The sequence below is a fragment of the Sphingomonas sp. PP-CC-1A-547 genome, from assembly GCF_003610375.1.
GTDB lineage: Bacteria > Pseudomonadota > Alphaproteobacteria > Sphingomonadales > Sphingomonadaceae > Sphingomonas.
Window position 1 is genome coordinate 402,613 of sequence record NZ_RAPZ01000012.1, and the last position, 21,882, is coordinate 424,494.

The 21,882-nt window shown below is 67.2% G+C and carries 20 protein-coding genes; 7 read left to right on the forward strand and 13 right to left on the reverse strand.

What is annotated here, in order from left to right:
* Positions 1-36: 36 nt before the first annotated feature.
* On the forward strand, positions 37-645 hold the full coding sequence (locus tag C8J39_RS12845) for an ankyrin repeat domain-containing protein (protein ID WP_243649970.1): 609 nt from the start codon (positions 37-39) through the stop codon (positions 643-645).
* 171 nt (positions 646-816) lie between these two features.
* On the opposite strand, the gene C8J39_RS12850 is transcribed toward C8J39_RS12845, so the two are convergent.
* The 3 genes from C8J39_RS12850 to tsaD all read right to left on the reverse strand — a co-directional run bounded on the left by C8J39_RS12850 (position 817) and on the right by tsaD (position 3,387).
* Positions 817-1,326 carry an MmcB family DNA repair protein gene (locus tag C8J39_RS12850; protein ID WP_120300961.1) on the reverse strand — a complete coding sequence of 170 codons (510 nt, stop codon included), beginning with the start codon at positions 1,324-1,326 and terminating at the stop codon, positions 817-819.
* A gap of 61 nt (positions 1,327-1,387) precedes the next feature.
* The gene (locus C8J39_RS12855) at positions 1,388-2,365 is read right to left on the reverse strand and encodes an NAD(P)H-dependent glycerol-3-phosphate dehydrogenase (protein WP_120300805.1); all 978 of its coding nucleotides are present in this window, start codon (positions 2,363-2,365) and stop codon (positions 1,388-1,390) included.
* Positions 2,362-3,387: a tRNA (adenosine(37)-N6)-threonylcarbamoyltransferase complex transferase subunit TsaD gene (gene tsaD, locus C8J39_RS12860; protein ID WP_120300806.1), complete on the reverse strand. Its 1,026-nt coding sequence runs from the start codon at positions 3,385-3,387 to the stop codon at positions 2,362-2,364. Before tsaD ends, C8J39_RS12855 begins: the two co-directional genes overlap by 4 nt.
* Before the next feature lie 64 nt (positions 3,388-3,451).
* On the opposite strand from tsaD, the gene hemC reads away from it, so the two are divergent.
* Together hemC and C8J39_RS19100 are read left to right on the forward strand one after the other, a co-directional pair.
* Positions 3,452-4,357 (forward strand): hydroxymethylbilane synthase, encoded by a 906-nt coding sequence (gene hemC / locus C8J39_RS12865; protein ID WP_120300807.1) that lies wholly within the window; start codon positions 3,452-3,454, stop codon positions 4,355-4,357.
* Positions 4,354-6,012 (forward strand): uroporphyrinogen-III synthase, encoded by a 1,659-nt coding sequence (locus C8J39_RS19100; protein ID WP_243649968.1) that lies wholly within the window; start codon positions 4,354-4,356, stop codon positions 6,010-6,012. The genes hemC and C8J39_RS19100 overlap by 4 nt, the downstream gene beginning before the upstream one ends.
* A 294-nt stretch (positions 6,013-6,306) precedes the next feature.
* On the opposite strand, the gene C8J39_RS12875 is transcribed toward C8J39_RS19100, so the two are convergent.
* The 7 genes from C8J39_RS12875 to glmM form a co-directional block, all read right to left on the reverse strand.
* Complete coding sequence (locus tag C8J39_RS12875; RefSeq protein WP_056064245.1) at positions 6,307-7,191, reverse strand: bestrophin family protein; 885 nt, start codon at positions 7,189-7,191, stop codon at positions 6,307-6,309.
* Between the two features lie 80 nt (positions 7,192-7,271).
* On the reverse strand, positions 7,272-8,333 hold the full coding sequence (folP, locus tag C8J39_RS12880) for a dihydropteroate synthase (RefSeq protein ID WP_120300808.1): 1,062 nt from the start codon (positions 8,331-8,333) through the stop codon (positions 7,272-7,274).
* Positions 8,334-8,456: 123 nt separating this feature from the next.
* On the reverse strand, positions 8,457-9,596 hold the full coding sequence (locus tag C8J39_RS12885; RefSeq protein WP_120300809.1) for a site-specific DNA-methyltransferase: 1,140 nt from the start codon (positions 9,594-9,596) through the stop codon (positions 8,457-8,459).
* A 176-nt stretch (positions 9,597-9,772) separates the two neighbouring features.
* Positions 9,773-10,411, reverse strand: a complete 639-nt coding sequence (locus C8J39_RS12890; protein WP_120300810.1) for a ribonuclease HII — start codon at positions 10,409-10,411, stop codon at positions 9,773-9,775.
* Entirely contained in the window at positions 10,399-11,286 is an 888-nt protein-coding gene (locus C8J39_RS12895; RefSeq protein WP_120300811.1) for a bifunctional hydroxymethylpyrimidine kinase/phosphomethylpyrimidine kinase, read from the reverse strand. Before C8J39_RS12895 ends, C8J39_RS12890 begins: the two co-directional genes overlap by 13 nt.
* 313 nt (positions 11,287-11,599) lie before the next feature.
* Positions 11,600-11,815 (reverse strand): DUF1272 domain-containing protein, encoded by a 216-nt coding sequence (locus C8J39_RS12900; RefSeq protein WP_120300812.1) that lies wholly within the window; start codon positions 11,813-11,815, stop codon positions 11,600-11,602.
* Entirely contained in the window at positions 11,815-13,155 is a 1,341-nt protein-coding gene (glmM, locus tag C8J39_RS12905) for a phosphoglucosamine mutase (RefSeq protein ID WP_120300813.1), read from the reverse strand. The genes C8J39_RS12900 and glmM overlap by 1 nt, the downstream gene beginning before the upstream one ends.
* Before the next feature lie 68 nt (positions 13,156-13,223).
* Between glmM and C8J39_RS12910 the strand changes: the two genes are divergently transcribed.
* Both C8J39_RS12910 and C8J39_RS12915 read left to right on the forward strand, forming a co-directional pair.
* Positions 13,224-14,486, forward strand: a complete 1,263-nt coding sequence (locus C8J39_RS12910; RefSeq protein ID WP_120300814.1) for a dicarboxylate/amino acid:cation symporter — start codon at positions 13,224-13,226, stop codon at positions 14,484-14,486.
* Positions 14,461-15,453, forward strand: a complete 993-nt coding sequence (locus C8J39_RS12915; RefSeq protein ID WP_120300815.1) for an aldo/keto reductase — start codon at positions 14,461-14,463, stop codon at positions 15,451-15,453. The genes C8J39_RS12910 and C8J39_RS12915 overlap by 26 nt, the downstream gene beginning before the upstream one ends.
* A gap of 119 nt (positions 15,454-15,572) precedes the next feature.
* Here C8J39_RS12915 and C8J39_RS12920 read toward each other — a convergent pair whose 3' ends face one another.
* Positions 15,573-17,366 carry a peptide MFS transporter gene (locus C8J39_RS12920; protein WP_056487721.1) on the reverse strand — a complete coding sequence of 598 codons (1,794 nt, stop codon included), beginning with the start codon at positions 17,364-17,366 and terminating at the stop codon, positions 15,573-15,575.
* A 117-nt stretch (positions 17,367-17,483) separates the two neighbouring features.
* Here C8J39_RS12920 and C8J39_RS12925 point away from each other — a divergent pair, with 117 nt between their 5' ends.
* Positions 17,484-18,059, forward strand: a complete 576-nt coding sequence (locus tag C8J39_RS12925; protein WP_120300816.1) for a nitroreductase — start codon at positions 17,484-17,486, stop codon at positions 18,057-18,059.
* Positions 18,060-18,096: 37 nt separating this feature from the next.
* Positions 18,097-18,453 carry a GntR family transcriptional regulator gene (locus C8J39_RS12930; RefSeq protein ID WP_056053547.1) on the forward strand — a complete coding sequence of 119 codons (357 nt, stop codon included), beginning with the start codon at positions 18,097-18,099 and terminating at the stop codon, positions 18,451-18,453.
* A 283-nt stretch (positions 18,454-18,736) separates the two neighbouring features.
* On the opposite strand, the gene C8J39_RS12935 is transcribed toward C8J39_RS12930, so the two are convergent.
* Both C8J39_RS12935 and C8J39_RS12940 read right to left on the reverse strand, forming a co-directional pair.
* Positions 18,737-19,552 carry an arylamine N-acetyltransferase gene (locus C8J39_RS12935; protein WP_120300817.1) on the reverse strand — a complete coding sequence of 272 codons (816 nt, stop codon included), beginning with the start codon at positions 19,550-19,552 and terminating at the stop codon, positions 18,737-18,739.
* A gap of 605 nt (positions 19,553-20,157) precedes the next feature.
* Positions 20,158-21,870 carry an acyl-CoA dehydrogenase gene (locus C8J39_RS12940; protein ID WP_120300818.1) on the reverse strand — a complete coding sequence of 571 codons (1,713 nt, stop codon included), beginning with the start codon at positions 21,868-21,870 and terminating at the stop codon, positions 20,158-20,160.
* Positions 21,871-21,882: the final 12 nt, after the last annotated feature.

Below are 21,882 nucleotides of genomic sequence, written 5' to 3' on the forward strand. Positions count from 1 at the left end.
TCACCGATATCCAGGACGAACCAAGGAAGTCTCTCGATGCGTATCCGCCTGATGCTCGCCGCTACCCTCCTGACGCCTGCGCTCGCCTGCGTCGCGGCGCCCGCGTTCGCGCAAGGCCAGTCGGAGGGCTACAAGTTCCTGTCCGCGGTGCGCGATGCGAAGAACAACGAGGTGCTGGAGATGCTCGGCAAGCCCGGCAGCAACATCATCAACACGCGCGACGTGACCAGCGGCGAAGGCGCGCTGCACATCGTCATCAAGCGCAGCGACGAGGTGTATCTGCGCTTCCTGCTGCAGAAGGGCGCGGACGCGAATTTGCGCGACGGCAAGGGCAATACGCCGCTGCTGCTCGCGGTGACGCTGGGCCAGACGAACATGATCCCGATCCTGACCGCGGCGGGGGCGAACCCGAACCTGGCCAATTCGGCCGGCGAGACGCCGCTGATCCGCGCGGTGCAGCGTCGCGACGTGGGGATGATCCGGGTGCTGCTGGCCGAGAACGCCGATCCCGACCAGGCGGACATCATGGCGGGCATGTCCGCGCGCGCCTATGCCAAGCAGGATGGGCGCAACCCGATCGTGAGCAAGCTGCTGGAAGATGCGCCGAAAAAGGTGCGCAAGGCGGTTTCGGGCCCGAAGTTCTAGGCTGGAGTGGCGGTCGCCAACGCCGCCAGGACCACGACAGGCTCCCCTCCCTGAAAGGGAGGGGCTGGGGGTGGATAGGCCAGCGTGTGACGCGACCGTAGCGCGATATGGAAACCGACCCACCCCCGCCCCCTCCCTTCCAGGGAGGGGAGGAAGACAGGCGCCCTGGACTCAGAATGCCAACCCGTCGGCGTCCGGGTCCATCTGCGCGATCAGACGACGCGCAGCGCGCCGGGCAAACGCGAGCGTACACCGTTTCCGCACATGCGCCGGCAGCGGCACGGTATGCGCCTCGCGCACGATCGCCGCGTCATAGCGATCCGCGACGATGATCCCCGTCCGCTCCGGCAGGAACGCAGGCCCGTTCAGCGGCCCGACGTCGAACCCGGCCGGAACCGCCCAGAAATACCGGTCGCAATGCCCGAGATAATCGGGCCACTTCCCGTCCCCAAGCAGGTCGGCGCGCGAAACCTTGATCTCGACGATCACGATCTGCCCGCGCGCATCCACCGCCATCAGGTCGGCACGGCGGCCGCCATCTAGGGGCACTTCGGTCATCGCGGTGAGGTCGTGACGCAGCAACATCCGGATCACGCCGCGCGCCACGTCGGCGGCACACATTGCCACATCGGGGGGCGATCCAGGTTTGTCGATGCAGGAGTCCGGCGGCATATCGAGCATGCGCCGGAAATAGAACAATCCGCGAACGAGGCAAGCCTATTCGCGGATCGCTCGATCGCGATCAGCCCGCCTCGCCCTTCAACGGCCGGGCCAGCAGGTCGCCGATGACGTCGCTCACTGGCGCGCCCTCCAGCAGACGGCAGACGGCTTCGGTGATCGGCATGTCGACGCCGACGTCACGCGCCGCCTCGCGCAGGACGGGCGCGGTGAAGGCGCCTTCCGCGACGGTCCGGCGGTCCGCCAGCAGCGTCGCCGCCGAATCGCCGCGCCCCAGCCCGACTCCCAGCGAGAAGTTGCGCGAACTCGTCGAGGAGCAGGTGAGCACGAGATCACCCAACCCCGAAAGCCCCGCCAGCGTCTCCGCCCGCGCACCGCGGGCCAAGCCGAACCGCGTCATCTCGGCGAACCCGCGTGCGATCAACGCCGCGCGGGCGTTCTGGCCGAGCCCTGCCCCCTCGACCACGCCGCAACCGATCGCGAGGACGTTCTTCACCGCGCCGCCGATCTCCGCGCCTGCGACGTCGGTCGAGGCATAGGTCCGGAAATGGCGCGCCGCGAGGCGTGTCGCGAGCCGTTCGCCAAGCGCCGCATCGTCGCAGGCGAGCGTCACCGCGGTCGGCAGTCCGGCAGCGACTTCGTACGCGAAGGTCGGCCCCGAGAGAACGGCGATCGGCGCGCCGGGGTGAACCGCGCGAGCGACCTCGCCGACGAGACGCTTGCTCCCCGCCTCGATCCCCTTCGCGCAGAGCACGAGGGGAATGCGGCCGATCGGGGCGGCGGCGAGGACGCTGCCGACGTGCTGGGCGGGCGCAACGACGAGGATCGCATCCATGTCCGCGAGCGCGGCGAGGTCGTCGGTCGCGCGGATCGTCGGTGACAGCGCGACGCCGCCGAGGAACAGCGTGTTCTCATGGGCGGTGTTGATCGACTCGACCACCGCGCCCTCGCGTGCCCACAGGATCACCTCGCGACCGCCATAGGCTGCGACCTGAGCCAGGGCGGTGCCCCAGGCGCCGCCGCCGATCACGCCGATCTTCATGCCTTCACCCCTGCGCCACGCACCGCTTCGGCATTCGGATCGAGCGGCCAGCGTGGACGCGCGGCGACATCGAGCGGATCGGTAAGGCCCGCGGCGAACCGCTCGGCCCCTGCCCAACCAATCATCGCGGCGTTGTCGGTGCACAGCCACAAGGGCGGCGCGACGAAACGGAGCCCGTGCGCCGTTGCAAGACCCTGCAACGCGGTACGAACCGCCGTGTTGGCCGCGACTCCGCCCGCGACGACGAGCGCGGTGGCACCAAGCGATGTCCGCAGAGCCTTGGTCGTGCGGTCGATCAGGCAGTCCACCACCGCCGCCTGGAACGAGGCGGCGATATCCTCAGGCGAATACTGACCAACGATGCGCGCGACCGCGCTCTTCAGGCCGGCGAACGAGAAATGCGGCTCGGCCGAACCTTTCAGCGGGCGCGGCAGGGGGACGGCCTTGGGATTTCCCAACGCCGCGGCCCGTTCGACGGCAGGACCTCCAGGGAAGCCAAGCCCGAGCAGTTTGGCGGTCTTGTCGAACGCCTCGCCCGCCGCATCGTCGATCGTCGTGGCGAGGCGCCGGTACGCACCGACGCCCTCGACCAGCAGCAACTGGCAATGCCCGCCCGACACGAGCAACAGCAGATAGGGAAACTCCAGGTCCGGGTCCGACAGCCGCGGCGAGAGCGCGTGGCCTTCGAGATGGTTGACCGCGATCAACGGCTTGCCCGCGGCGTGCGCGAGCGCCTTGCCGGTGACGAGCCCGACCATCACCCCGCCAATCAACCCCGGCCCCGCGGTCGCGGCGATCGCGTCGACACCCGCCAGCGTCAGCTTCGCGTCGGCCAGCGCCGCGACGATCAGCGGCTCCAGCGCCTCGACATGCGCGCGCGCGGCGATTTCGGGGACGACGCCGCCGAACGGAGCGTGCGCCGCTTCCTGCCCGAGCAGCCGGTGCGCGAGGACCTGCCGGTCGCCGGTGACGAGCGCGGCGGCGGTTTCGTCGCAGGAGGATTCGATGCCGAGAATGATCATCGCGTGTCTGTATAGGCCTGCGTGAAGCTTGTCGAAGGGGGCCCCTTTCTGCATGGCACGCAGGATGACAGTTTTTCGGCTCGGTACGCGCGGTTCGCCGCTGGCGCTCACCCAGGCAGGCCTGGTCCGCGATGCCCTGTGCGCGGCGCATGGCTGGTCAGCGGACAAGGTCGAGACGGTCGTGATCCGCACCACCGGCGACCGCGTGCAGGATCGCGCGCTCGCCGAGATCGGCGGCAAGGCGCTGTGGACCAGGGAGCTCGACCGCGCGCTGCACAACGGCGATATCGACTGCGCGGTCCATTCGATGAAGGACGTCGAGACGATGCGGCCGCACACGCTGAGGATCGCCGCGATGCTGCCGCGGGCCGACGTACGCGATCGGCTGATCGGAGCGGAGACCTTCGCCGACCTGCGCCCGGGCGCCGTCGTTGGGACGAGTTCGCCGCGACGCCGCGCGCAGATGCTGCGGCTGCGGCCCGACCTGGAGATCGTGCTGATCCGCGGTAACGTCGACACGCGGCTCGGCCGGGTCGCGAGCGGCGAGATGGACGCCACGCTGCTCGCCGCCGCCGGGCTCGATCGCCTTGGACGCGACGACGGCCATGCGATCCCGACCGACATAATGCTGCCCGCGCCGGCGCAGGGCGCGGTCGGGATCGAGGTCCTCGACGGTAGCGCCGCGCATGCGATCGTCGCCGCGATCGACCATGCCGACACCAGCCTGTGCGTGCTGACCGAGCGCGCGTTGCTCGCGAGGCTCGGCGCGGATTGCCACTCTCCTGTCGCGGCGCTCGCGTCGCTGGCGGGGGAGACGCTGACGTTGCGCGCCGAGTTGATCGCCGAGGACGGGACGTGCGACGTCGCCGGATCGATCGAGGGCAGCGTGGGTGAAGACCTGGGCACGATGCTGGCGGTCGACCTTCTCACGCGCGCGCCGGCCAGCGTCCGCGGGTTGTTCGCTGCATGACGTCGCCCCACGCCGTCGTCGTCGTGCGGCCGGAGCCCGGCAATGCGCGGACTGCGGCGGCGCTGCGCGCGCTAGGGCTCGACGTACGGCAGGTTCCGCTGTTCGCCGTGACGCCGGTCGACTGGAGCGTACCCGATCCGGCGGGGTTCGACGGACTGTTGCTCACCAGCGCGAACGCGGTGCGGCATGGCGGTGCAGGACTGGACGCGTTGAAGCGCCTGCCGGTGGTGGCGGTAGGCGCGGCGACGGCGGCGGCAGCGACCGACGCGGGCTTTGCGGTCGCGGTGACCGGGTCGGGCGACGCGCGCGATGCTGTGTCCGAAGCGCGCGATCGCGGCTTTGCGCGACTGCTGCATTTGGCCGGGCGCGATCGTGCCCCGACCGGCGACGGGATCGAGGCCATCACGGTCTACGCGAGCGATGATGTGCCGATCGACGCGACGATGGCGCAGTCGTTCGCCGATACCGTCGTGTTGCTCCACTCCGAACGCGCCGCAATCCGGTTGAAGGATATGCTCGATACGGTGCGCATCGACCGGTCCGGAATCGAGATCGCCGCGATCAGCGCCGCCGTCGCCGAGGCGGCCGGAACCGGCTGGGCTGCCGTCTCGATAGCCCCGCAACCGAGCGATCCCGCGCTCGTCGCACTGGCTGCTGCACGTGCGAACACACGCGCGATTGACCATCCAGTGGATGGCGGGGATAAGCACGCCATGAGCGACTACGTGCCGATCGATCGCCCACGGGCACGCGGACCCAGAATGGGCGTCATCATCGCCCTCACCGCGCTTGCGTTCATCGCCGGACTGGCGCTGATGGCCTATGCCGCGAGGAAGCTGCCCTGGTTCGGCGCCACGGCGTCGACCACCGCTGGCGCACCCGTCGCAGGCCAGAAAGCCGGCGCGAGCAATTCCGGGTATATCCCGTCGCAACCGCTCGGTCCGGATGGCCAGCCGCAGGCGGCCGCTCCGGTCGACACGGCCGTGCTGGCAACCCGCGAGGCGACGCTGGCGGGCCAGCTGACCGCGCTCGAGGCGCGCACCGCAGCGATCACCACCGACGCCGCCGCTGCCGGTGGGCAAGCTACGCGGGCGGAAGGCCTGCTGGTCGCGTTCGCCGCGCGACGTGCGCTCGATCGCGGGGTCGGACTTGGCTATTTGGAGGAGCAATTGCGCCTGCGGTTCGGTCAGGCCCAGCCCCGTGCAACAATGCTGCTGATCCAGTCTGCGCGCCAGCCGGTTACGCTCGAGGATTTGCGCCAGGGCCTCGATGCGATAGCGCCGGACATCACGAGTTCGACCGGTGAGAACTGGCTCGACACGATCCAGCATCAGATCGACTCACTGATAGTGCTGCGCAAGGCGGGAACGCCGTCGCCGATGCCCGCCGACCGCCTCGCGCGCGCGCGGCGACTGCTCGGCGCCGGCCAGGTCGAGGCGGCCCGCGCCGAAGTCGCCCGCCTCCCCGGCGCGGCGCAGGCCGGCAACTGGATCGACGCGGCGCGACGCTATGTCGTCGCCCGCCAAGCGCTCGACCTGATCGAGAACACGGCATTGATCGGCCAGGCGGGACAGCCGCAACCGGCGCCGGTCGTCATGCCAACGCCACAAACGGCAACCGAAACGGACACCGTCCCGGACCCGTCGGGTATCTGAGCTGAACTCGTTTTCGCTGGTGAACAGCGATCTGCGGCCGATGGCCTTGCATTGAGCTGTCCGAAGACACAACGGCGAGACCGTTCGATCTCTTCCGATTACAGGATAGCTGCGTACGGGCGGATCGTCCCGGGAACACCCACGGGGTCACGCACTGAAGTCGGCGGTGTGTTTCGCTCTACGACTGTCCGGAACGGACTTTGCGTGATCCGGCCTTAACTTCCTCAACGTGCCCAGTGGGACAGCCGTTCTGTAGAGGAGGTCAACGCTCAATAGCGCCGACCCCTGTCTTTCCTACCACAACACGCCGCGGACCGGCTGCAACGGCTCCGGTGCCTCGTCGCCGATCGCCTGGAGCAGGTCGATCTCGATCGTTCGGCACATTGCGTTCAACGGGACATCGTGGATCGTGTCCGCGAACGGATCGACCAGGTCGTCACCGATCTGCAGCACAGCAAGGAACATCAACCCGGCAATCGTCGAACCGATCGGCGTCGCGAACCCAAGCGTCTCGACCAAGCCGATCGGCAGCAGGATGCAGAACAGCCGCGTGAAGATGCTGGGGAAGAAGCGATACTGGTTTGGCAGCGGCGTATTCTTGATGCGCTCCATGCCACCCTGTGCGTTGGCGATATCGACGAGGATCGCCTCGAACTGCGTCTGCTGGATGGTGTCGATCCAGCCGTTGCGGCGCGCGATATCGATTCGGCGGCCGGTGCCGTCGAGCAGGCCGTTGGCGATATTGGTGCGATCGAGCGCGAACGACGCCTCTTCCTTCGACAGGAAGCGCAACACCTCGGGCGGTGCGGGCTGCTTGCGCAACTGACAGCGCAACGCATTCACATACGCGATCTGGCGGAGCACGATCGTCCGCTTCATATCGTGGCCCTCGGGCTCCGGCAGCATGTTGCGCGCCATTCGCGCCAAATTGCGCGAGGCGTTGATCATCAGGCCCCACAGCCCGCGGCTTTCCCACCAGCGCTGATACGCGGAGTTGTCACGGAAGCCGAGGAACAGCGCCAGCGCGGTACCGAACAGCGTCAGAGGCAGGGCCGGCGCATGAAACGGCAGGACGTAATAGGTGATCGTGACGACGACGTCCCAGACGAAAAGGCCCAACAGCGGCCGCCAGACCTCGCTCAAAATTTGACTGAGGCGCGGTGTTGCAGTGACGATCAAACGAAAGCTCCCTTGTTAACAGGGCTTTTAATGCGCGAAGAGACGTTTCGCTGCAATGCAGCGACGATCAGCCGGCCCGCTTAGCCGCCAACGAGCGACTGATCGCGTAGTCCGCGCCAGATCTTCAGCGCCTGGACGGTTTCTACAACGTCGTGGACGCGCAGGATCTGGACGCCGGTCTCGGCGCCCTTGAGTGCCAGCGCGAGCGAACCAGCGAGGCGCTGGTCGACCGGCGCTTCGTTCGATAGCGCGCCGATCAGACGCTTGCGGCTGGCGCCGAGCATGATCGGGCAGCCGAGCCCGTGGAAGATCGCCAGACCGTTGAGCAGCGCGAGGTTCTCGGCGAGCGTCTTGCCGAAGCCGATGCCGGGATCGACCATGATTCGCGACCGGTCGACGCCACCCGCGACGACGGCGGCGATTCGGGTTTCGAGCCAGTCGAACACGTCGGTCAGGACATTGGTGTAGCCGCCGTTCCCGTGACCGCCTTTCTTGGGGTCGGGCGAATGCATCAGGACGACCGGGCAGCCGCTTTTTGCGACGACGTCCAGCGCGCGGTCGTCCCACAGAAGCGCGGCGACGTCGTTGACGATGTGCGCGCCGGCAGCGAGCGTCGCCTCCATGACCGCAGCCTTGCGGGTGTCGATCGAGACGATCGCGCCGGCGCGGGCGAGGCGTTCGACGACGGGGACGAGCCGCGCGATCTCGTCGCCTTCCCAGACCGCCGGAGCGCCGGGACGGGTCGATTCGCCGCCGACGTCGATCAGCGTCGCGCCGGCGGCGGCCATGTCGATGCCGGCTCCGGCGGCAGCGGCGGGGTCATCGACGTGCTTGCCGCCGTCGGAGAAGCTGTCGGGGGTGACGTTGAGGATGCCGGCGACGATCGGCTGGTCGAAACGAAGCGTGCGTTCGCCGAGTTGAAGTGCGGCGCGGGGGCTGGTGATGGCGGCGTGGAGGTGCGCGGCACGCTCGCCGAGCGTGGCGACGTCGGCGACGTCGGCGACGGGGATCGTGCGGCGGGTGCGGCCTTCGATCACTTCGTACGCGGCGAACCACTGCATGCCGCCCGCCAGGCGCGCGACGCTGTTGTCTTCGTGGCCGATCGGGGTGTCGACGAACTGGACGGGGCGGAGGTGGATCATCGTTCTCCTGCTCCCGTCCCTGAAAGGGAGGGGCGGGGGTGGGTCGGCCGGTTGGTTTACGTATCGCCCGCCAAGCAGCCAACCCACCCCCAGCCCCTCCCTTTCAGGGAGGGGGCAAGAAGGTCAGATCGTGTTCGCGAGCAGATACGTCTGGCGGAGGTCGTCGATCGGCTTGAGCCCCTTGTCGCTTTCGTAGTGCCAGAAACTCCAGCCGTTGCAGGCGGGGGCGTTCTGGAGGGTCGAGCCGAGCTTGTGGATCGAGCCGATCGTGCCGCAGTCGCTGAGCAGCGAACCGTCCGCGCGGATGGTCGCGCGCCAGCGGCGCTTCGAGTCGGTCAGGACTGCGCCGGGAGCGAGATACGCGTTTTCGACCAGCACGCCGAACGCGACCTTGGGCTGCGTGCGGGGGCTCATCATCGTCGCGAGTGCCGATTCGTCGAGCGGCAGCGCCGCCTCGATCCGCTCCTGCGCGGCTTCGATGTAGTCGCCTTCGCGGTCGATGCCGATCCAGCTGCGGCCGAGACGCTTGGCCACCGCGCCGGTGGTGCCGGTGCCGAAGAACGGATCGAGCACGACGTCGCCGGGCTTCGTGCACGCCAGAAGGATGCGGTAGAGCAGTGCTTCGGGCTTCTGCGTCGGATGCACCTTGGTGCCGTTCTTCTTCAGCCGCTCGGCGCCGCCGCAGGTGGGGAATTCCCAGTCGCTGCGCATCTGGAGCTCGTCGTTGAGCGTCTTCATCGCGCGGTAGTTGAAGTGGTATTTCGCCTTTTCGCCCTTCGAAGCCCAGATCAGCGTCTCGTGCGCGTTGGTAAAGCGGGTGCCGCGGAAGTTCGGCATCGGGTTGGTCTTGCGCCAGACGATGTCGTTGAGGATCCAGTAGCCGAGATCCTGCACCGCCGCGCCGACGCGGAAGATGTTGTGGTAGCTGCCGATGACCCAGAGCGCGCCGTCGTCCTTGAGGATGCGGCGTGCTTCCTTGAGCCAAGCGCGGGTGAAGCGGTCGTACGCGGCGAAGGTGTCGAACTTGTCCCAGTCGTCGGTGACCGCGTCGACGTGGCTGCCGTCGGGGCGATAGAGTTCGCCACCGAGCTGGAGGTTGTAGGGCGGGTCGGCGAAGATCATGTCGATGGAATTCGACGGGAGCGCCTTCATGTGCTCGATGCAGTCGCCGCGCAGGATCTGGTCGAGTGGAAGGACGGCTTGAACCGCCGGCTCCACTGTCTTCTTCGCACGCGGCCGTGCGATCGTGTCGATCAAACCCATGTTTTCCGCCCCTTATCGGCACCCATAGCGGCGGAATTGTCCGACTCCGTCAAGCAAACATTCGTTAACGGCGTTTCGGTGCGATTCCGTCGCTGCGACCAATCGAGTCGCCATTGCCCAGATGTTGAGTCGTGGGAGACTCGCGGCTCAAGCCCTTGGGGTGTGGCGCGAAAGACTCAGCTCGTCGTTTCCTGTGCGAAAAGTCCCTCGCGCGCCAGATAGGCGGCGGCGACCGGCGCGAAACTGCGGCGGTGAATCGGCGTGGGGCCGTGATCGCGCAGCGCCTTCATGTGGTGCGCGCAGCCGTAACCCTTGTTCGAATGCCAGTTATATTCGGGATGCACGTCCGCCGCGGCGATCATGATGAGATCGCGCGTGTGCTTGGCGACGATCGAGGCGGCGGCGATCGACAGCGATTTCGCGTCGCCGCCCACGAGGGGCGTGGCGGGGTAGGTCCAGCGGGGCAAGCGGTTGCCGTCGACGAGGACGTGGCCGGGGGCCTGGCCGAGTTCGACCGCCAGCGCGTCGACCGCGAGCGTCATCGCCTTCATCGTCGCCCAATAGATGTTGAGCGTGTCGATCTCTTCCGGCTGGACGATGCCGATGCCGACGATCGCGCAACCTTTGAGGCGGGCGCAGAGCCGTTCTCGCTCGGAGGCGGAGAGCTTCTTCGAATCGTCGATACCGCGGGGGACGCCTTTTGCGGGCAGGATCACGGCGGCGGCGACGACCGGTCCGGCGAGCGGACCGCGGCCGGCTTCGTCGACACCGGCGACGGGGCCGATGCAGAGCTTTTCGTGTTTCATGCCGGGCATTGGCGGTCTTTCAACTGGTCGAACGGGCTGGCGCCGAGTGCGTGGCCCATCGGGCCGTGGCCTGCGCCTAGCCCCGGTGCGTTGGCAAGCGCGGCGCGGACGAACGCGATGGCGCGCTCGATTGCGGCGTCGAGTGGCAGGCCTTGGGCAAGCCCGGTCGCAATGCCGCTGGCGAGTGTGCAGCCGGTGCCGTGCGCGTGGCGGGTTTCGATGCGCGGGTTGGTCCAGCGCGTTTCGCCGGCGTCGGTGACGAGGCGGTCGGTGATGTGGTGGCCTTCGGCGTGGCCGCCTTTTATGAGGACGGCCGGGCCTAGTGCGCGGATTGCTTGCTCGCCACCGAGGGCTGCGAGTTCGGGGAGGTTGGGGGTTACTAGCGTGGCGACCCGCATGAGGCGGGTGAAGGCTGCGATCGTGTCGCTGTCCGCCAGGACGGAGCCGGAGGTGGCGATCATCACCGGGTCGAAGATGATGGGGAGTCTGCTCCCCTCCCGGGAAGGGAGGGGTTGGGGGTCGGTTGGCTTGCGGCTGGTGTCGCGCTCACCCAGCGGCCTACCCACCCCCGGCCCCTCCCTTTCAGGGAGGGGGGAAAGACGCTCTAGATATGCAGCGACGGCGTTGGCGGTGTCGGCCGAGCCGATCATGCCGATCTTTATCGCATCCACACCGATGTCCGAGACGACGGACTCGATCTGCGCGAGGACCATGTCGGTGGGGATCTGGTGGACCGCCTGCACGCCGAGCGTGTTCTGTGCGGTGATCGCGGTAACGACCGTCATTGCGTGGCCTCCGAGCATGGTTACCGTCTTGATATCCGCCTGGATTCCTGCGCCGCCGCCGGAGTCGGAGCCGGCTATTATGAGCACCCGCGCTGTCATAAAGTGTCCCAGATCGGGGCGAAGTGCACGAAGTGCAGACGCTGGCGCGGGTCTGCACTTTGCCTGAGGCGGGGTTGGACTGGGGATGCCGGACTGGGGTTGGCGCGGTTGGCGGTCATGGGATCGGCCATGGCATGATCGGTCGGATGTAGGACAGGGGTGTGCCTCGCTTCACCACCCCGGCGGAGGCCGGGGCCCAATTGGTAGACGTTGCTGACTGAGGTTTGCGTTCCGTTACTTCGGCCTTCCCAATTGGGCCCCGGCCTTCGCCGGGGTGGTAGAAGTGGTTAGGTGGTGCTTGCCCGACCCGCGCCTAGTGCCGCCTGCCCGCTGCCGGCTTTTGCGGCGGCGCCTCGCCCAGCCTCGTCGGGCGGTCGAGCAATTCGCCGCCGCAGTTGGGACAGCGCTCGTCGAGAGCATCGGCACACTCCGCGCAGAAAGTGCATTCGAACGAGCAGATGAATGCGCCCGGCGCGTCGGCGGGAAGGTCGGTGGTGCAGCGTTCGCAGGTGGGGCGCATCTCGAGCATCAGGCGGCAGCCTTCCGGACGGCGTCGCAGATGCGGTCGACGACACGCTCGACCTGTGCCGGGTCGTCGCCTTCCGCCATCACGCGGATCACCGGTTCGGTGCCCGATGGACGGATGACCAGACGGCCGTTGCCAGCGAGCTCCGCCTCAGCCTGCGCGATCACCGCCTTTACGGCATCGTCATCGAGCGGCTTGCCACCGGCGAAACGGACGTTCTTTAGCAACTGCGGCAGCGGTTCGAACCGGTGCAGCACTTCGCTCGCCAGTGCACCCGAACGCTTCACCTCCGCCAGGATCTGCAGTGCTGCGACCAATCCATCGCCGGTCGTCGCATAGTCCGACAGGATGATGTGCCCCGACTGCTCGCCGCCGACATTGTAGCCGCTCGAGCGCATCTTCTCGAGCACGTGGCGGTCGCCGACCTTGGTCCGGACGAGGCCGAGGCCCTGCGCCGCGAGGTGGCGCTCCAGGCCCAGGTTCGACATCACCGTCGCGACGAGGCCACCGCCCGCAAGCCGCCCCTGCCGCGCCCAGCTTGCCGCGATCGTCGCCATCAGTTGGTCGCCGTCGACGATGGTGCCGGTCTCATCGACGACGATTAGCCGGTCCGCGTCACCGTCGAGCGCGATGCCGATGTCCGCGCCGCTCGCGACGACCGTCTCGGCGAGCGTCTGCGGGGCGGTCGAGCCGACGCCGTCGTTGATGTTGGTACCGTTGGGGGTGACGCCGATCGCGACGACGTCCGCACCTAGTTCCCACAGCGCCGACGGTGCGACCTTGTAGGCGGCGCCGTTCGCGCAATCGATCACGACCCGCATGCCGTCGAGGCGAAGATTCTCGGGGAAGGTCGATTTGGCGAAGTGGATGTACCGGCCCTGTGCGTCGTCGATACGGCGCGCGCGGCCGATCTGGCTCGACGGTACGAGCGGGATGTCGCCGTCGATCAGCGCCTCGATCGCTTCCTCCGCTTCGTCCGACAGCTTGTAGCCGTCTGGACCGAACAGCTTGATGCCGTTGTCGGCGTAGGCGTTATGGCTAGCAGAGATCATGACACCGATATCGGCGCGCATCGAATGGGTGAGCATCGCGACCGCGGGTGTCGGCATCGGCCCGACCATGACGACGTCCATGCCGACGCTGGTGAACCCTGCAACCAGTGCGGATTCGAGCATGTATCCCGATAACCGCGTGTCCTTGCCGATCACCACGCGGTGGCGGTGATCGCCGCGCAGGAAGTATGCGCCGGCGGCCATACCGACCTTCATCGCCATCTCTGCGGTCATCGGCGAGATGTTGGTGGCGCCACGAATGCCATCGGTGCCGAAATATTTCCTTGCCATCACACGTGCTTTCCGTCCGGTATCGGGGTTTGCACCGTTGATAGCGCGGTAAACCACGAAGGGCGAGCATGTCGCAGGCTACACGGATCCTGATCGCCCTCATCGGCGGCATCGCGATCGGCATCCTCGCCGCCGCGCTCGCGCCGTCCCAGGCGATCGCGGTCACCGCGGTGACGCAGCCGATCGGCTCGGCGTGGCTGCACGGGCTGCAGATGGTGATCGTGCCGTTGATCGTGTCGCTGCTCGTCACGGGAATCGGCGCGACGGCCGAGGCGGCACGCGCGGGACGGATCACGATCCGCGCGCTGGTCATGATGGTCGCGATCCTGTGGGCGGTGACGATCATGTCCGCACTGGTGACGCCGTTGCTGCTCGAAGCGTGGCCGTTGCCCGCTGGGCTCGCGGGCGCACTGCGCACCGCGCTGACGACCACCGCGCCGGTTGGGTCGGTGCCGGGGATCGGTGCGTTCTTCGATACGATCGTGCCGACCAACGTCGTCGCGGCGGCGGCGGGGGACGCGTTCCTGCCGCTGACCGTGTTCGCGCTGGCGTTCGCGTTCGCGGTCACGCAATTGCCCGAAGCGCAGCGCAGTATCCTGACCGGGTTTTTCCAGGCGGTCGTCGACGCCCTGCTGATCGTGATCGGCTGGGTGTTGAAGCTCGCGCCGATCGGCATCTTCGCGCTCGCCTACGGGGTCGGCGCGCGGACCGGCACCGCGGCGTTCGGTGCGCTGGTGCACTACATCGTCTGCGTATCGGCGATCGGCGTGGTCGTGCTGATCGCGGCGTATCCGGTCGGGATGATCGGCGGACGCGTGCGGTTCGGGCGCTTTGCGCGCGCGGTCGCGCCCGCGCAGGCGGTGGCGATCAGCACGCAGTCGTCACTCGCCTCGCTGCCGGCGATGCTGAAGGGCTCGGTCGAGCTCGGCGCAGCGCCAGCGACAGCCGGGATCGTGCTGCCGCTGGCGGTCGCGGTGTTCCGGGCGACGAGTCCGGCGATGAACCTCGCAGTGGCGCTCTACGTCGCGCATCTGGTCGGCGTACCGATCGGGCCGGGGCAGTTGGCGGCAGGGATCGCAACCGCGGCGATCACGACGATGGGTTCGGTGTCGCTGCCGGGTACGGTGAGCTTCATCGCCTCGGTCGCGCCGGTCGCGATCGCGATGGGCGTACCGATCGAGGCGTTGGGGCTGTTCATCGCAGTCGAGACCGTGCCCGACCTGTTTCGTACCGTCGGGAACGTGACGATGGACACCGCCGTCACCATCTCCGTTTCAGCCCGCAGTGGCTCACAGGAGATTCCGCATGAAGTATCGCACGCTCGGCCCTGATTTCGAGGTTTCCGCGCTGGGTCTCGGCTGCATGCCGATGGCCGGCATCGGCAAGGGCATGTACGGCGAGGCGGACCCGCAAGAGAGCATCGCCACGATCCACCGCGCGATCGAGCTGGGCGTGACACTGTTCGATACCGCCGAAATCTATGGCCCGCTGGTCAACGAGGAACTGATCGGCAAGGCGATCCGGGGCAAGCGCGATGGCGTCGTGATCGCGACCAAATTCGGCTTCCGCTATGACGAGAACGGGATGACCGGGGTGGACTCGACGCCGGCCAATGTGCGGCGGGCGTGCGAGGGGTCGCTGAAGCGGCTCGGGGTCGAGACGATCGACCTGCTGTACCAGCACCGGGTCGATCCCGGCGTGCCGATCGAGGATACGGTCGGGGCGATGGGCGACCTCGTACGCGAGGGCAAGGTGCGGCATCTCGGGTTGTCGGAGGCTGGGCTCGAGACGATCCGGCGGGCGGCGGCGACGCATCCGATCGCGGCTTTACAGAGCGAGTATTCGCTTTGGGAGCGGGATGTGGAGGACGAGATCCTGCCGCTGTGTCGCGAGTTGGGGATCGGGTTCGTGCCGTATTCGCCGCTGGGGCGCGGGTTTTTGACGGGGCAGATCACGGCGCGGTCGGATCTCCCCGAGGGCGACTATCGGCGCAACGATCCGCGGTATTCGGAGGAGAACTTCGCTAAGAACATGGAGATGGTCGCGGTGGTGAAGGCGATTGCCGAGGCGCATGGAACTTCGCCTGCGCAGGTCGCGCTCGCGTGGTTGCTGGCGCAAGGCGACGACATCGTGCCGATCCCGGGGTCGAAGCGTCGGGTTACGCTGGAGGACAGCATGAAGGCGGCGGATGTGACGCTGAGTGCGGACGATCTGGCGAAGCTGGATGCGGCGGCGCCTCGGGGTGGGACTGCCGGGCCGCGGTACGGCGAGAAGGCGATGTCGATGACGCGGATCTGACTGCTCCCCTCCCGCTTGCGGGAGGGGTCGAGGGAGGGCCTGACCCAATAAACCGGACGCCAGTACGTACGTCGCACCCTCCCCTAACCCCTCCCGCGAGCGGGAGGGGAACACGTTGCCTACTGAACCCCGTGCATCCACTTCTTGATCAGCGGCGAGATCAGCAGCAGCACGACGCCGATGCCGGCCGAGACCAGACCGATGGTCCAGAACACGCCGGCATAGGTGTCGAGGCTCACCTTCAGGTTCGTCACCTGGCCACCGACCGTCTCGACGCTCGCCACCTGCGCGACGACGCCGGCGACATATTGCGCGACCGAGATCGACAGGAACCAGACGCCCATCATCAGCCCGACGACGCGTGCGATCGACAGCTTGGTGATCATGCTGAGACCGACCGGCGAGATGCAGAGCTCGGCGAACGAGTGGATGAAATACAGCCCGGCGAGCCACCAGATCGCGACCTTGAACGAAGGCCCGACCATGCTCGCGCCCCAGACGAGGAACAGGAAGCCGACGCCGACGCCGATCAGCGCGATGCCGAACTTGACGGGGATCGACGGTTCCAGGCCCTTGGCGGCGAGCTTGGTCCACAGGATCGACATCACCGGCGCCAGCGCGACGATGAAGAACGCGTTGAAGAACTGGGTCTGGCCGGCGGAGATGCTGAAGAGGCCGAACACGCTGAGGTCGGTGTTGCGATCCGCGAACAGCGTCAGCGACGAGCCGGCCTGCTCGAACAGCGTCCAGAACACGACGTTGAACACGATCAGCACCATCGCGGCGAGCATCATCTGGAACTCGCGACGCTCGCCGTTGATGAACGACCAGATCAGGATGCCGGGCACCGCGATCAGGAACGTGCCGAACAGCAATTTGCCCATCAGCGACAGCGAGGCGATGTAGCCGACGATCCCGGAGCCCGGCACCGGCGGCACGGCGTTCATCAGGTTGACGAACAGCAGGTAGAAGATCGGGATACCGAGCAGCGCGAGCGCATAGATGCCGAGCGCACGATCGGGACCCGTGCGGACCGGGGGCTCGCCGTAGCCGTTGAGCTTGCCGCCATCGAACTGGATCAGCGTCCACGAGGCGAGCATGCCGATCGCGGCGAGGCCGAAGCCTGCCCACCAGCCGACCGCGACCGCGAGGAACGGGCAGAGCAGCTGCGAGAACAGCGAGCCGAGGTTGATCCCCATGTAGAAGATCGTGAACCCGGCATCGCGGCGCTTGTCGCCCTGCGCGTAGAGTTCGCCGACCATCGTCGAGATGTTGGGCTTGAAGAAGCCGTTGCCGACCGAGATCATGCAGAGCGCGAGCAGCATGATCGTGACGTAGAAGCTGCTGCGTTCCGCGCCCGATTCGAAGCCGCCCTTCTCGACCGTCCGCGCGGTCGAGCCGTCGGGGGCGAGCAGCGAGACGGTGCCGTCGTCGTTACCCTTGATCTTCAGCTTGTTCGCGCCGTCGACGAGATAGCGGACTTCGCTGTCCGCCTGGTCGACGACTTCGATCGCGTAACGCTGGTTGGCGATCGTCGCGTACGGCTTGGCGGTCTCGCCGCCGAAGCAGAGCAGCAGATAGCCGAGCGCCATGATGATCGCGCCGAATTTCACCGCGCGCTTGGAGCCGAGATACTGATCAGCGAGATAGCCGCCGACCAGCGGGGTCAGGTACACCAGCGCGGTATAGCCGCCGTAGAGCCCGGTCGCCTCGCGATCGCCGAACACGAAATGCTTGGTGAGGTACAGCGTGAGCAGCGCGCGCATGCCGTAATAGCCGAATCGCTCCCACGCTTCGGTGGTGAACAGCCGGGCGAGCTGGCGGGGATGCCCGAACCAGGTTTCGCCGGACGCCGGGTTGATATGGGTGATGTCCGGCTCTCGCGGGGTATCCGCGGTCGGGGTGTCCACCATTCTTACGCTCCCTGATACTCGTCTTGGCCGCCGTCGAACGCGGGGCCGTTATGGCGCGCAACCTAGCGGCAAAGCTCGGCCTGTAAATATCGCACAGCAGGGCTTATCTTCCGGAACATGCTCAACGACCGCTCCACGCCGCTCTCGCTGCTCGCCACCCGCCGCTCGGGAAAGCCGCGCGACCTGATCGCACCCGGGCCCGATTCCTACCAGCTGGCGACGATCCTCGAGATCGCGGCACGGACGCCCGACCACGGCAAGCTCGCGCCGTGGCGGTTCGTCGTCGTGGGTGACGAACACCGCGCGGCGCTGTCGTCGCTGATTACGGATGCGTATCTGGCGGAACGGCCCTCGGCTTCGCGGACCGAACTCGAGTCGCTCGACCAGTTCGCGCATCAGGCGCCGACGCTGGTGGTCGTGCTGTCGTCGCCGAAGGAGAGCAAGATTCCGCTGTGGGAACAGGAGCTTTCGGCGGGGGCGGCATGCATGAACCTGCTTCACGCGGTGCATGCGGAAGGGTTTGCGGGGGGCTGGCTGACGGGATGGCCGGCCTATTCGGACTTGGTGCGCGATGCGTTCGGGACGGCGGCGGAGCGGATCGCGGGGTTCATGTTCATCGGCACGCCGTCGCGCGCGCTCGACGAACGGCCTCGCCCGGATATGGCACGGCTCGTAAGCCATTGGGAATCCTGAGCCTCGACTTTCCGCCAGATTGCTGTATTAGAACAGCATGACAGCGCTCAGCAGCGACGACAGCCCCGTATATATCCGCCTTCGCAGCACGATCGCCGCGGGAATTTTGCGTGGCGACTATCGTGCGGGCGATCAGCTGCCGTCGGTCCGTGCGTTCGCCGCCGAGCAGGGGGCGAACCCGCTGACGGTCGCCAAGGCGTATCAGAGTTTTCAGGACGACGGGTATGTCGAGGTGCGGCGCGGGGTCGGGATGTTCGTGATGCCGGGTGCGGCGGAGGCTTTGCGGGTGGCGGAGCGCGAGAACTTCGTGACGACGCAGTGGCCGCGGATCCTGGGGCATATCGACCTGCTGGGGTTGGATGCGCATGATCTTTTGGAGCGCGAGCGGGCCTGAGCCGCTGCGAGCGATTTCCTTCGCCTCCCCTGCCCCTTGCGTTTGTCCTCACCCTCTCTCGTTCGTGCTCCCCCCCGTTCGTCCTGAGTAGTCATCGAGCAGGCGCGAAGCGGCGTATCGAGAGGACGTATCGAAGGACAGGTTGGCGCGTGGAACCCATGCTTCGATACGCACCCTCGATACGCTGCTGACGCAGCTACTCGGTCGCTACTCAGCACGAACGGAAGGGGGGATGGCGCGGCGGTACGAGGTGCGAAATCCGAGGTTCGGTTCTGCGCGACGTTTAGAACAATCCCAGCGCCGCGACATCCTCCACACTCAGGTCGATCCCGAACAACAGGCTCATGCGGATACGGTACACGCGCGGATCGGTGATCTCGCCGACCGTGGTGTCGGTGCCCGAACGCCGGCGGTAGTTGCGGCCGATCAGCGACGCGAAGCCGTTCGGGAGGACGATGCTGGCGATCGGGGTGTGGGTGAAGCGACTGGACGGCGCGGTCGAGGTCCAGTGGTTCGACAGTGCGAGATCCGCATCGAACACTTGCGCGAGCGTGAAGCTGTATTGCGGCTGGAATCCTCCCGTCTCGCCGCGACCGTCGGTGGTCATCGGATCGCCGTCGCGGAGCAGCATCCAGCCTTGTTCGGTCGCTTCGAGGCGGAAGCGGGCGCCGTCAGGGGCGGTTGCCTCGGCGCCGTCGGCGAGCGGGAGGACGGGCGTGTAGCTGCCGCCGAAGCCGGTGTCGGCGATCCAGTCCTGGCCGTCGATCGTCACCAGCGCGAAGGTGTGGGTGAGCGGCGGCACGTCGCTTGCGGCGATCCACACGCGGGCCAGCAACGGGCGGGCGGTGAAGCCGAGTTCCGCGAGGGCGTCGAGGAACAGCCGGTTGTGCTCGAAACAATAGCCGCCGCGCCGTGCGGTGACGAGTTTGACGAAGACCGATGTGCTGTCGATTGCGATGCCGCGGCCGAGGACGACGTCGAGATCCTCGAACGGAATCGAGAGACGGTGCGCGTGCTGGATGCGGCCGAGACCGATCGAGTCGAGCGTGGGCCGCGCGGGCATCGCGACACGGAGGAGATAGGCGTCGAGGTCGAACATCGGTCGGGCTTTCAGAGATTTGCTGTTCCCCATACCGTCCGTTGGGCGGGGGCGTCGAGTGCGGGGACCTGATGTTGCACGTGACGCAGTGCCCCCTCCCCCCGTTCGTGCTGAGGGCAGTCGAAGCACCTTCGCGTGGGCGCATGCCCTTCGACTACGCTCAGGGCGAACGGGAAAAGGGGCGCCATCCCCGCTTGCTCCGTCACCCGGGGCCTGTTCCGGGGACCGTTCCGCGTTCTATTTCCCCCGGATCTGCGGAACGGTAAATGCTGGAACGAGCCCGGCATGACGGCGTGGTTTGGAGCTATCGCGACCAGTGGTGCCCCCGCGATCCTCCCCCGCCAGGGGGAGGTGGCTGGCGCTTGCCAGACGGAGGGGGCGGAAGGGCAAGTTTCGTTGCGTGTTCCTCCCCCTCCGTCACCTTCGGTGCCACCTCCCCCTTGCGGGGGAGGATTGCGAAGGCCGTCGTGTCGACACGGAAGGGAGGAAGAACGTCGCCATCGTCACCCCGTCATCCTTGGCTCGACCCAGGATCCAGAGAAAAGAGCGTTGCGGTGCTTGGCTCTGGATCCTGACTTTCGTCAGGACGACGATGTCGCGTTCGATCAGGCCGCGAACAGGTCCGCTTCGATCGAGTAGAGCACCGCTGCGCTGGCGTTCGCGGCCGCATTTAACCCCATTGCCTCGGGGACGATCTGGTCGAGGTAGAAGCGCACCGCCGCGGTCTTCATCCGGCCGAAATCGTCGGTGCCGGCAACCTCGCCCTGCCGCTCCATCAGCCAGCCACAGGTGGCGACCGACAGCATCGTCAAGAAGGGATAGCTCGCGGCGAGCTTGTCGTCGGCGTCCGCGGTGGCGAGCTTACGCCCGATCGCTTCGCAGGCGTCGACCAGCGTCAGGAGTCGCTCGTCCTTCGCTTCCGCACGGATGTCGGCGATCAGCGTGGCGAACGCGCCGCCGTTGTCGAGGCCGAGTTTCCGCCCGACCAGATCCGCCGCCTGGATGCCGTTGGTGCCCTCGTAGATCGGCGTGATGCGGGCATCGCGGAAATACTGCGCGGCGCCGGTTTCCTCGACATAGCCCATCCCGCCGTGGACCTGGATGCCGAGCGACGCGACTTCGTTGCCGAGATCGGTGCCGTGCGCCTTGGCGAGCGGCGTGACGAGTTCGAGGCGGTTGCGCGCGGCATGGTCGCCGAGATTGGCGCGATCGACCTGCCCGGCCGCGTAATAGACGAGCGCGCGTGCCGCCTGCGTCTGTGCCTTCATCCGCATCAGCATGCGGCGAACATCGGGATGCTCGACGATCTTGACCGAGTCCTTGTTCGGCGAGCCTGCGCGCGCCGACTGGACGCGGTCGAGCGCATAGGCGACCGCGCCCTGCGTCGCGCCCTCGGCGACCTGGACGCCCTGGAGACCGACGTTCAACCGCGCGTTGTTCATCATCGTGAACATGGCGCGGATGCCGCCGAGCTCCGCGCCGATCAACTCGCCGATGCAATCGTCGTTGTCGCCGAAGCTCAAGACGCAGGTCGGCGAGGCGTGGAGGCCCATCTTGTGCTCGATCGAGACGACGCGGACGTCGTTGAACTCGCCCGGCGTGCCGTCTTCTTCGAGGCGGTACTTGGGGACGAGGAACAGCGAGATGCCCTTCGTGCCGGCCGGCGCGCCAGGGGTCCGCGCGAGGACGAGGTGGACGATGTTCGGCGCCATGTCGTGATCGCCGAACGAGATGTAGATCTTGGTGCCCTTGATGCTCCACTTGCCGTCACCCAGCGGGGTAGCCGTTGCACGCAATGCACCAACGTCGGAGCCGGCCTGCGGCTCGGTGAGGTTCATCGTGCCGGTCCATTCGCCGGTCGCGAGATGGGGGAGGTAGAGCGCCTGCTGCTCAGGGGAGCCGTGATGCTGGAGCGCCTCGATCGCGCCGACGGTCAGCGTCGGGCAGAGCGCGAAGCCCATGTTGGCGGAGCCGAGCGTGTCGAGCACCGCGGTCTGGATCGCGAACGGCAGGCCCTGCCCGCCCCATTCCTCCTCGACGCCGATTCCGCCCCAGCCGCCCTCGACATAATCCTTGTACGCCTGCGCGAAACCGTCGGGCATGACCACGCCACGGTCAGTCCACTTCGCGCCGACGGTGTCGCCGGTCCGGTTGAGCGGGGCCCATTCGCCGGCAGCCAACTGCCCGACGCCTTCGAGGACCGCGTCGACGACGTCGTCGCTGGCGGCGGCATAGCGTTCGGTCGCGGCGATCTCGCCGATCCGCACGACATGGTCGAGCACGAAACGCTGTTCGGTGGTTGCTGGAGTGAAGGCCATCGCATCCTCTTA

What these genes read in the sequence shown, in the direction of transcription:
- C8J39_RS12915 (WP_120300815.1), top strand. Translation starts at nt 14,461, where the DNA reads ATGAAGTATCGCACGCTCGGCCCTGATTTCGAGGTTTCCGCGCTGGGT.
- C8J39_RS12850 (WP_120300961.1), bottom strand. Translation starts at nt 1,326, where the DNA reads ATGCTCGATATGCCGCCGGACTCCTGCATCGACAAACCTGGATCGCCC.
- C8J39_RS12890 (WP_120300810.1), bottom strand. Translation starts at nt 10,411, where the DNA reads ATGCCCGGCATGAAACACGAAAAGCTCTGCATCGGCCCCGTCGCCGGT.
- C8J39_RS12855 (WP_120300805.1), bottom strand. Translation starts at nt 2,365, where the DNA reads ATGAAGATCGGCGTGATCGGCGGCGGCGCCTGGGGCACCGCCCTGGCT.
- C8J39_RS12935 (WP_120300817.1), bottom strand. Translation starts at nt 19,552, where the DNA reads ATGTTCGACCTCGACGCCTATCTCCTCCGTGTCGCGATGCCCGCGCGG.
- C8J39_RS12895 (WP_120300811.1), bottom strand. Translation starts at nt 11,286, where the DNA reads ATGACAGCGCGGGTGCTCATAATAGCCGGCTCCGACTCCGGCGGCGGC.
- C8J39_RS12910 (WP_120300814.1), top strand. Translation starts at nt 13,224, where the DNA reads ATGTCGCAGGCTACACGGATCCTGATCGCCCTCATCGGCGGCATCGCG.
- C8J39_RS12940 (WP_120300818.1), bottom strand. Translation starts at nt 21,870, where the DNA reads ATGGCCTTCACTCCAGCAACCACCGAACAGCGTTTCGTGCTCGACCAT.
- C8J39_RS12900 (WP_120300812.1), bottom strand. Translation starts at nt 11,815, where the DNA reads ATGCTCGAGATGCGCCCCACCTGCGAACGCTGCACCACCGACCTTCCC.
- C8J39_RS12925 (WP_120300816.1), top strand. Translation starts at nt 17,484, where the DNA reads ATGCTCAACGACCGCTCCACGCCGCTCTCGCTGCTCGCCACCCGCCGC.
- glmM (WP_120300813.1), bottom strand. Translation starts at nt 13,155, where the DNA reads ATGGCAAGGAAATATTTCGGCACCGATGGCATTCGTGGCGCCACCAAC.
- hemC (WP_120300807.1), top strand. Translation starts at nt 3,452, where the DNA reads ATGACAGTTTTTCGGCTCGGTACGCGCGGTTCGCCGCTGGCGCTCACC.
- C8J39_RS12845 (WP_243649970.1), top strand. Translation starts at nt 37, where the DNA reads ATGCGTATCCGCCTGATGCTCGCCGCTACCCTCCTGACGCCTGCGCTC.
- C8J39_RS12885 (WP_120300809.1), bottom strand. Translation starts at nt 9,596, where the DNA reads ATGGGTTTGATCGACACGATCGCACGGCCGCGTGCGAAGAAGACAGTG.
- C8J39_RS12920 (WP_056487721.1), bottom strand. Translation starts at nt 17,366, where the DNA reads ATGGTGGACACCCCGACCGCGGATACCCCGCGAGAGCCGGACATCACC.
- C8J39_RS12930 (WP_056053547.1), top strand. Translation starts at nt 18,097, where the DNA reads ATGACAGCGCTCAGCAGCGACGACAGCCCCGTATATATCCGCCTTCGC.
- C8J39_RS19100 (WP_243649968.1), top strand. Translation starts at nt 4,354, where the DNA reads ATGACGTCGCCCCACGCCGTCGTCGTCGTGCGGCCGGAGCCCGGCAAT.
- folP (WP_120300808.1), bottom strand. Translation starts at nt 8,333, where the DNA reads ATGATCCACCTCCGCCCCGTCCAGTTCGTCGACACCCCGATCGGCCAC.
- tsaD (WP_120300806.1), bottom strand. Translation starts at nt 3,387, where the DNA reads ATGATCATTCTCGGCATCGAATCCTCCTGCGACGAAACCGCCGCCGCG.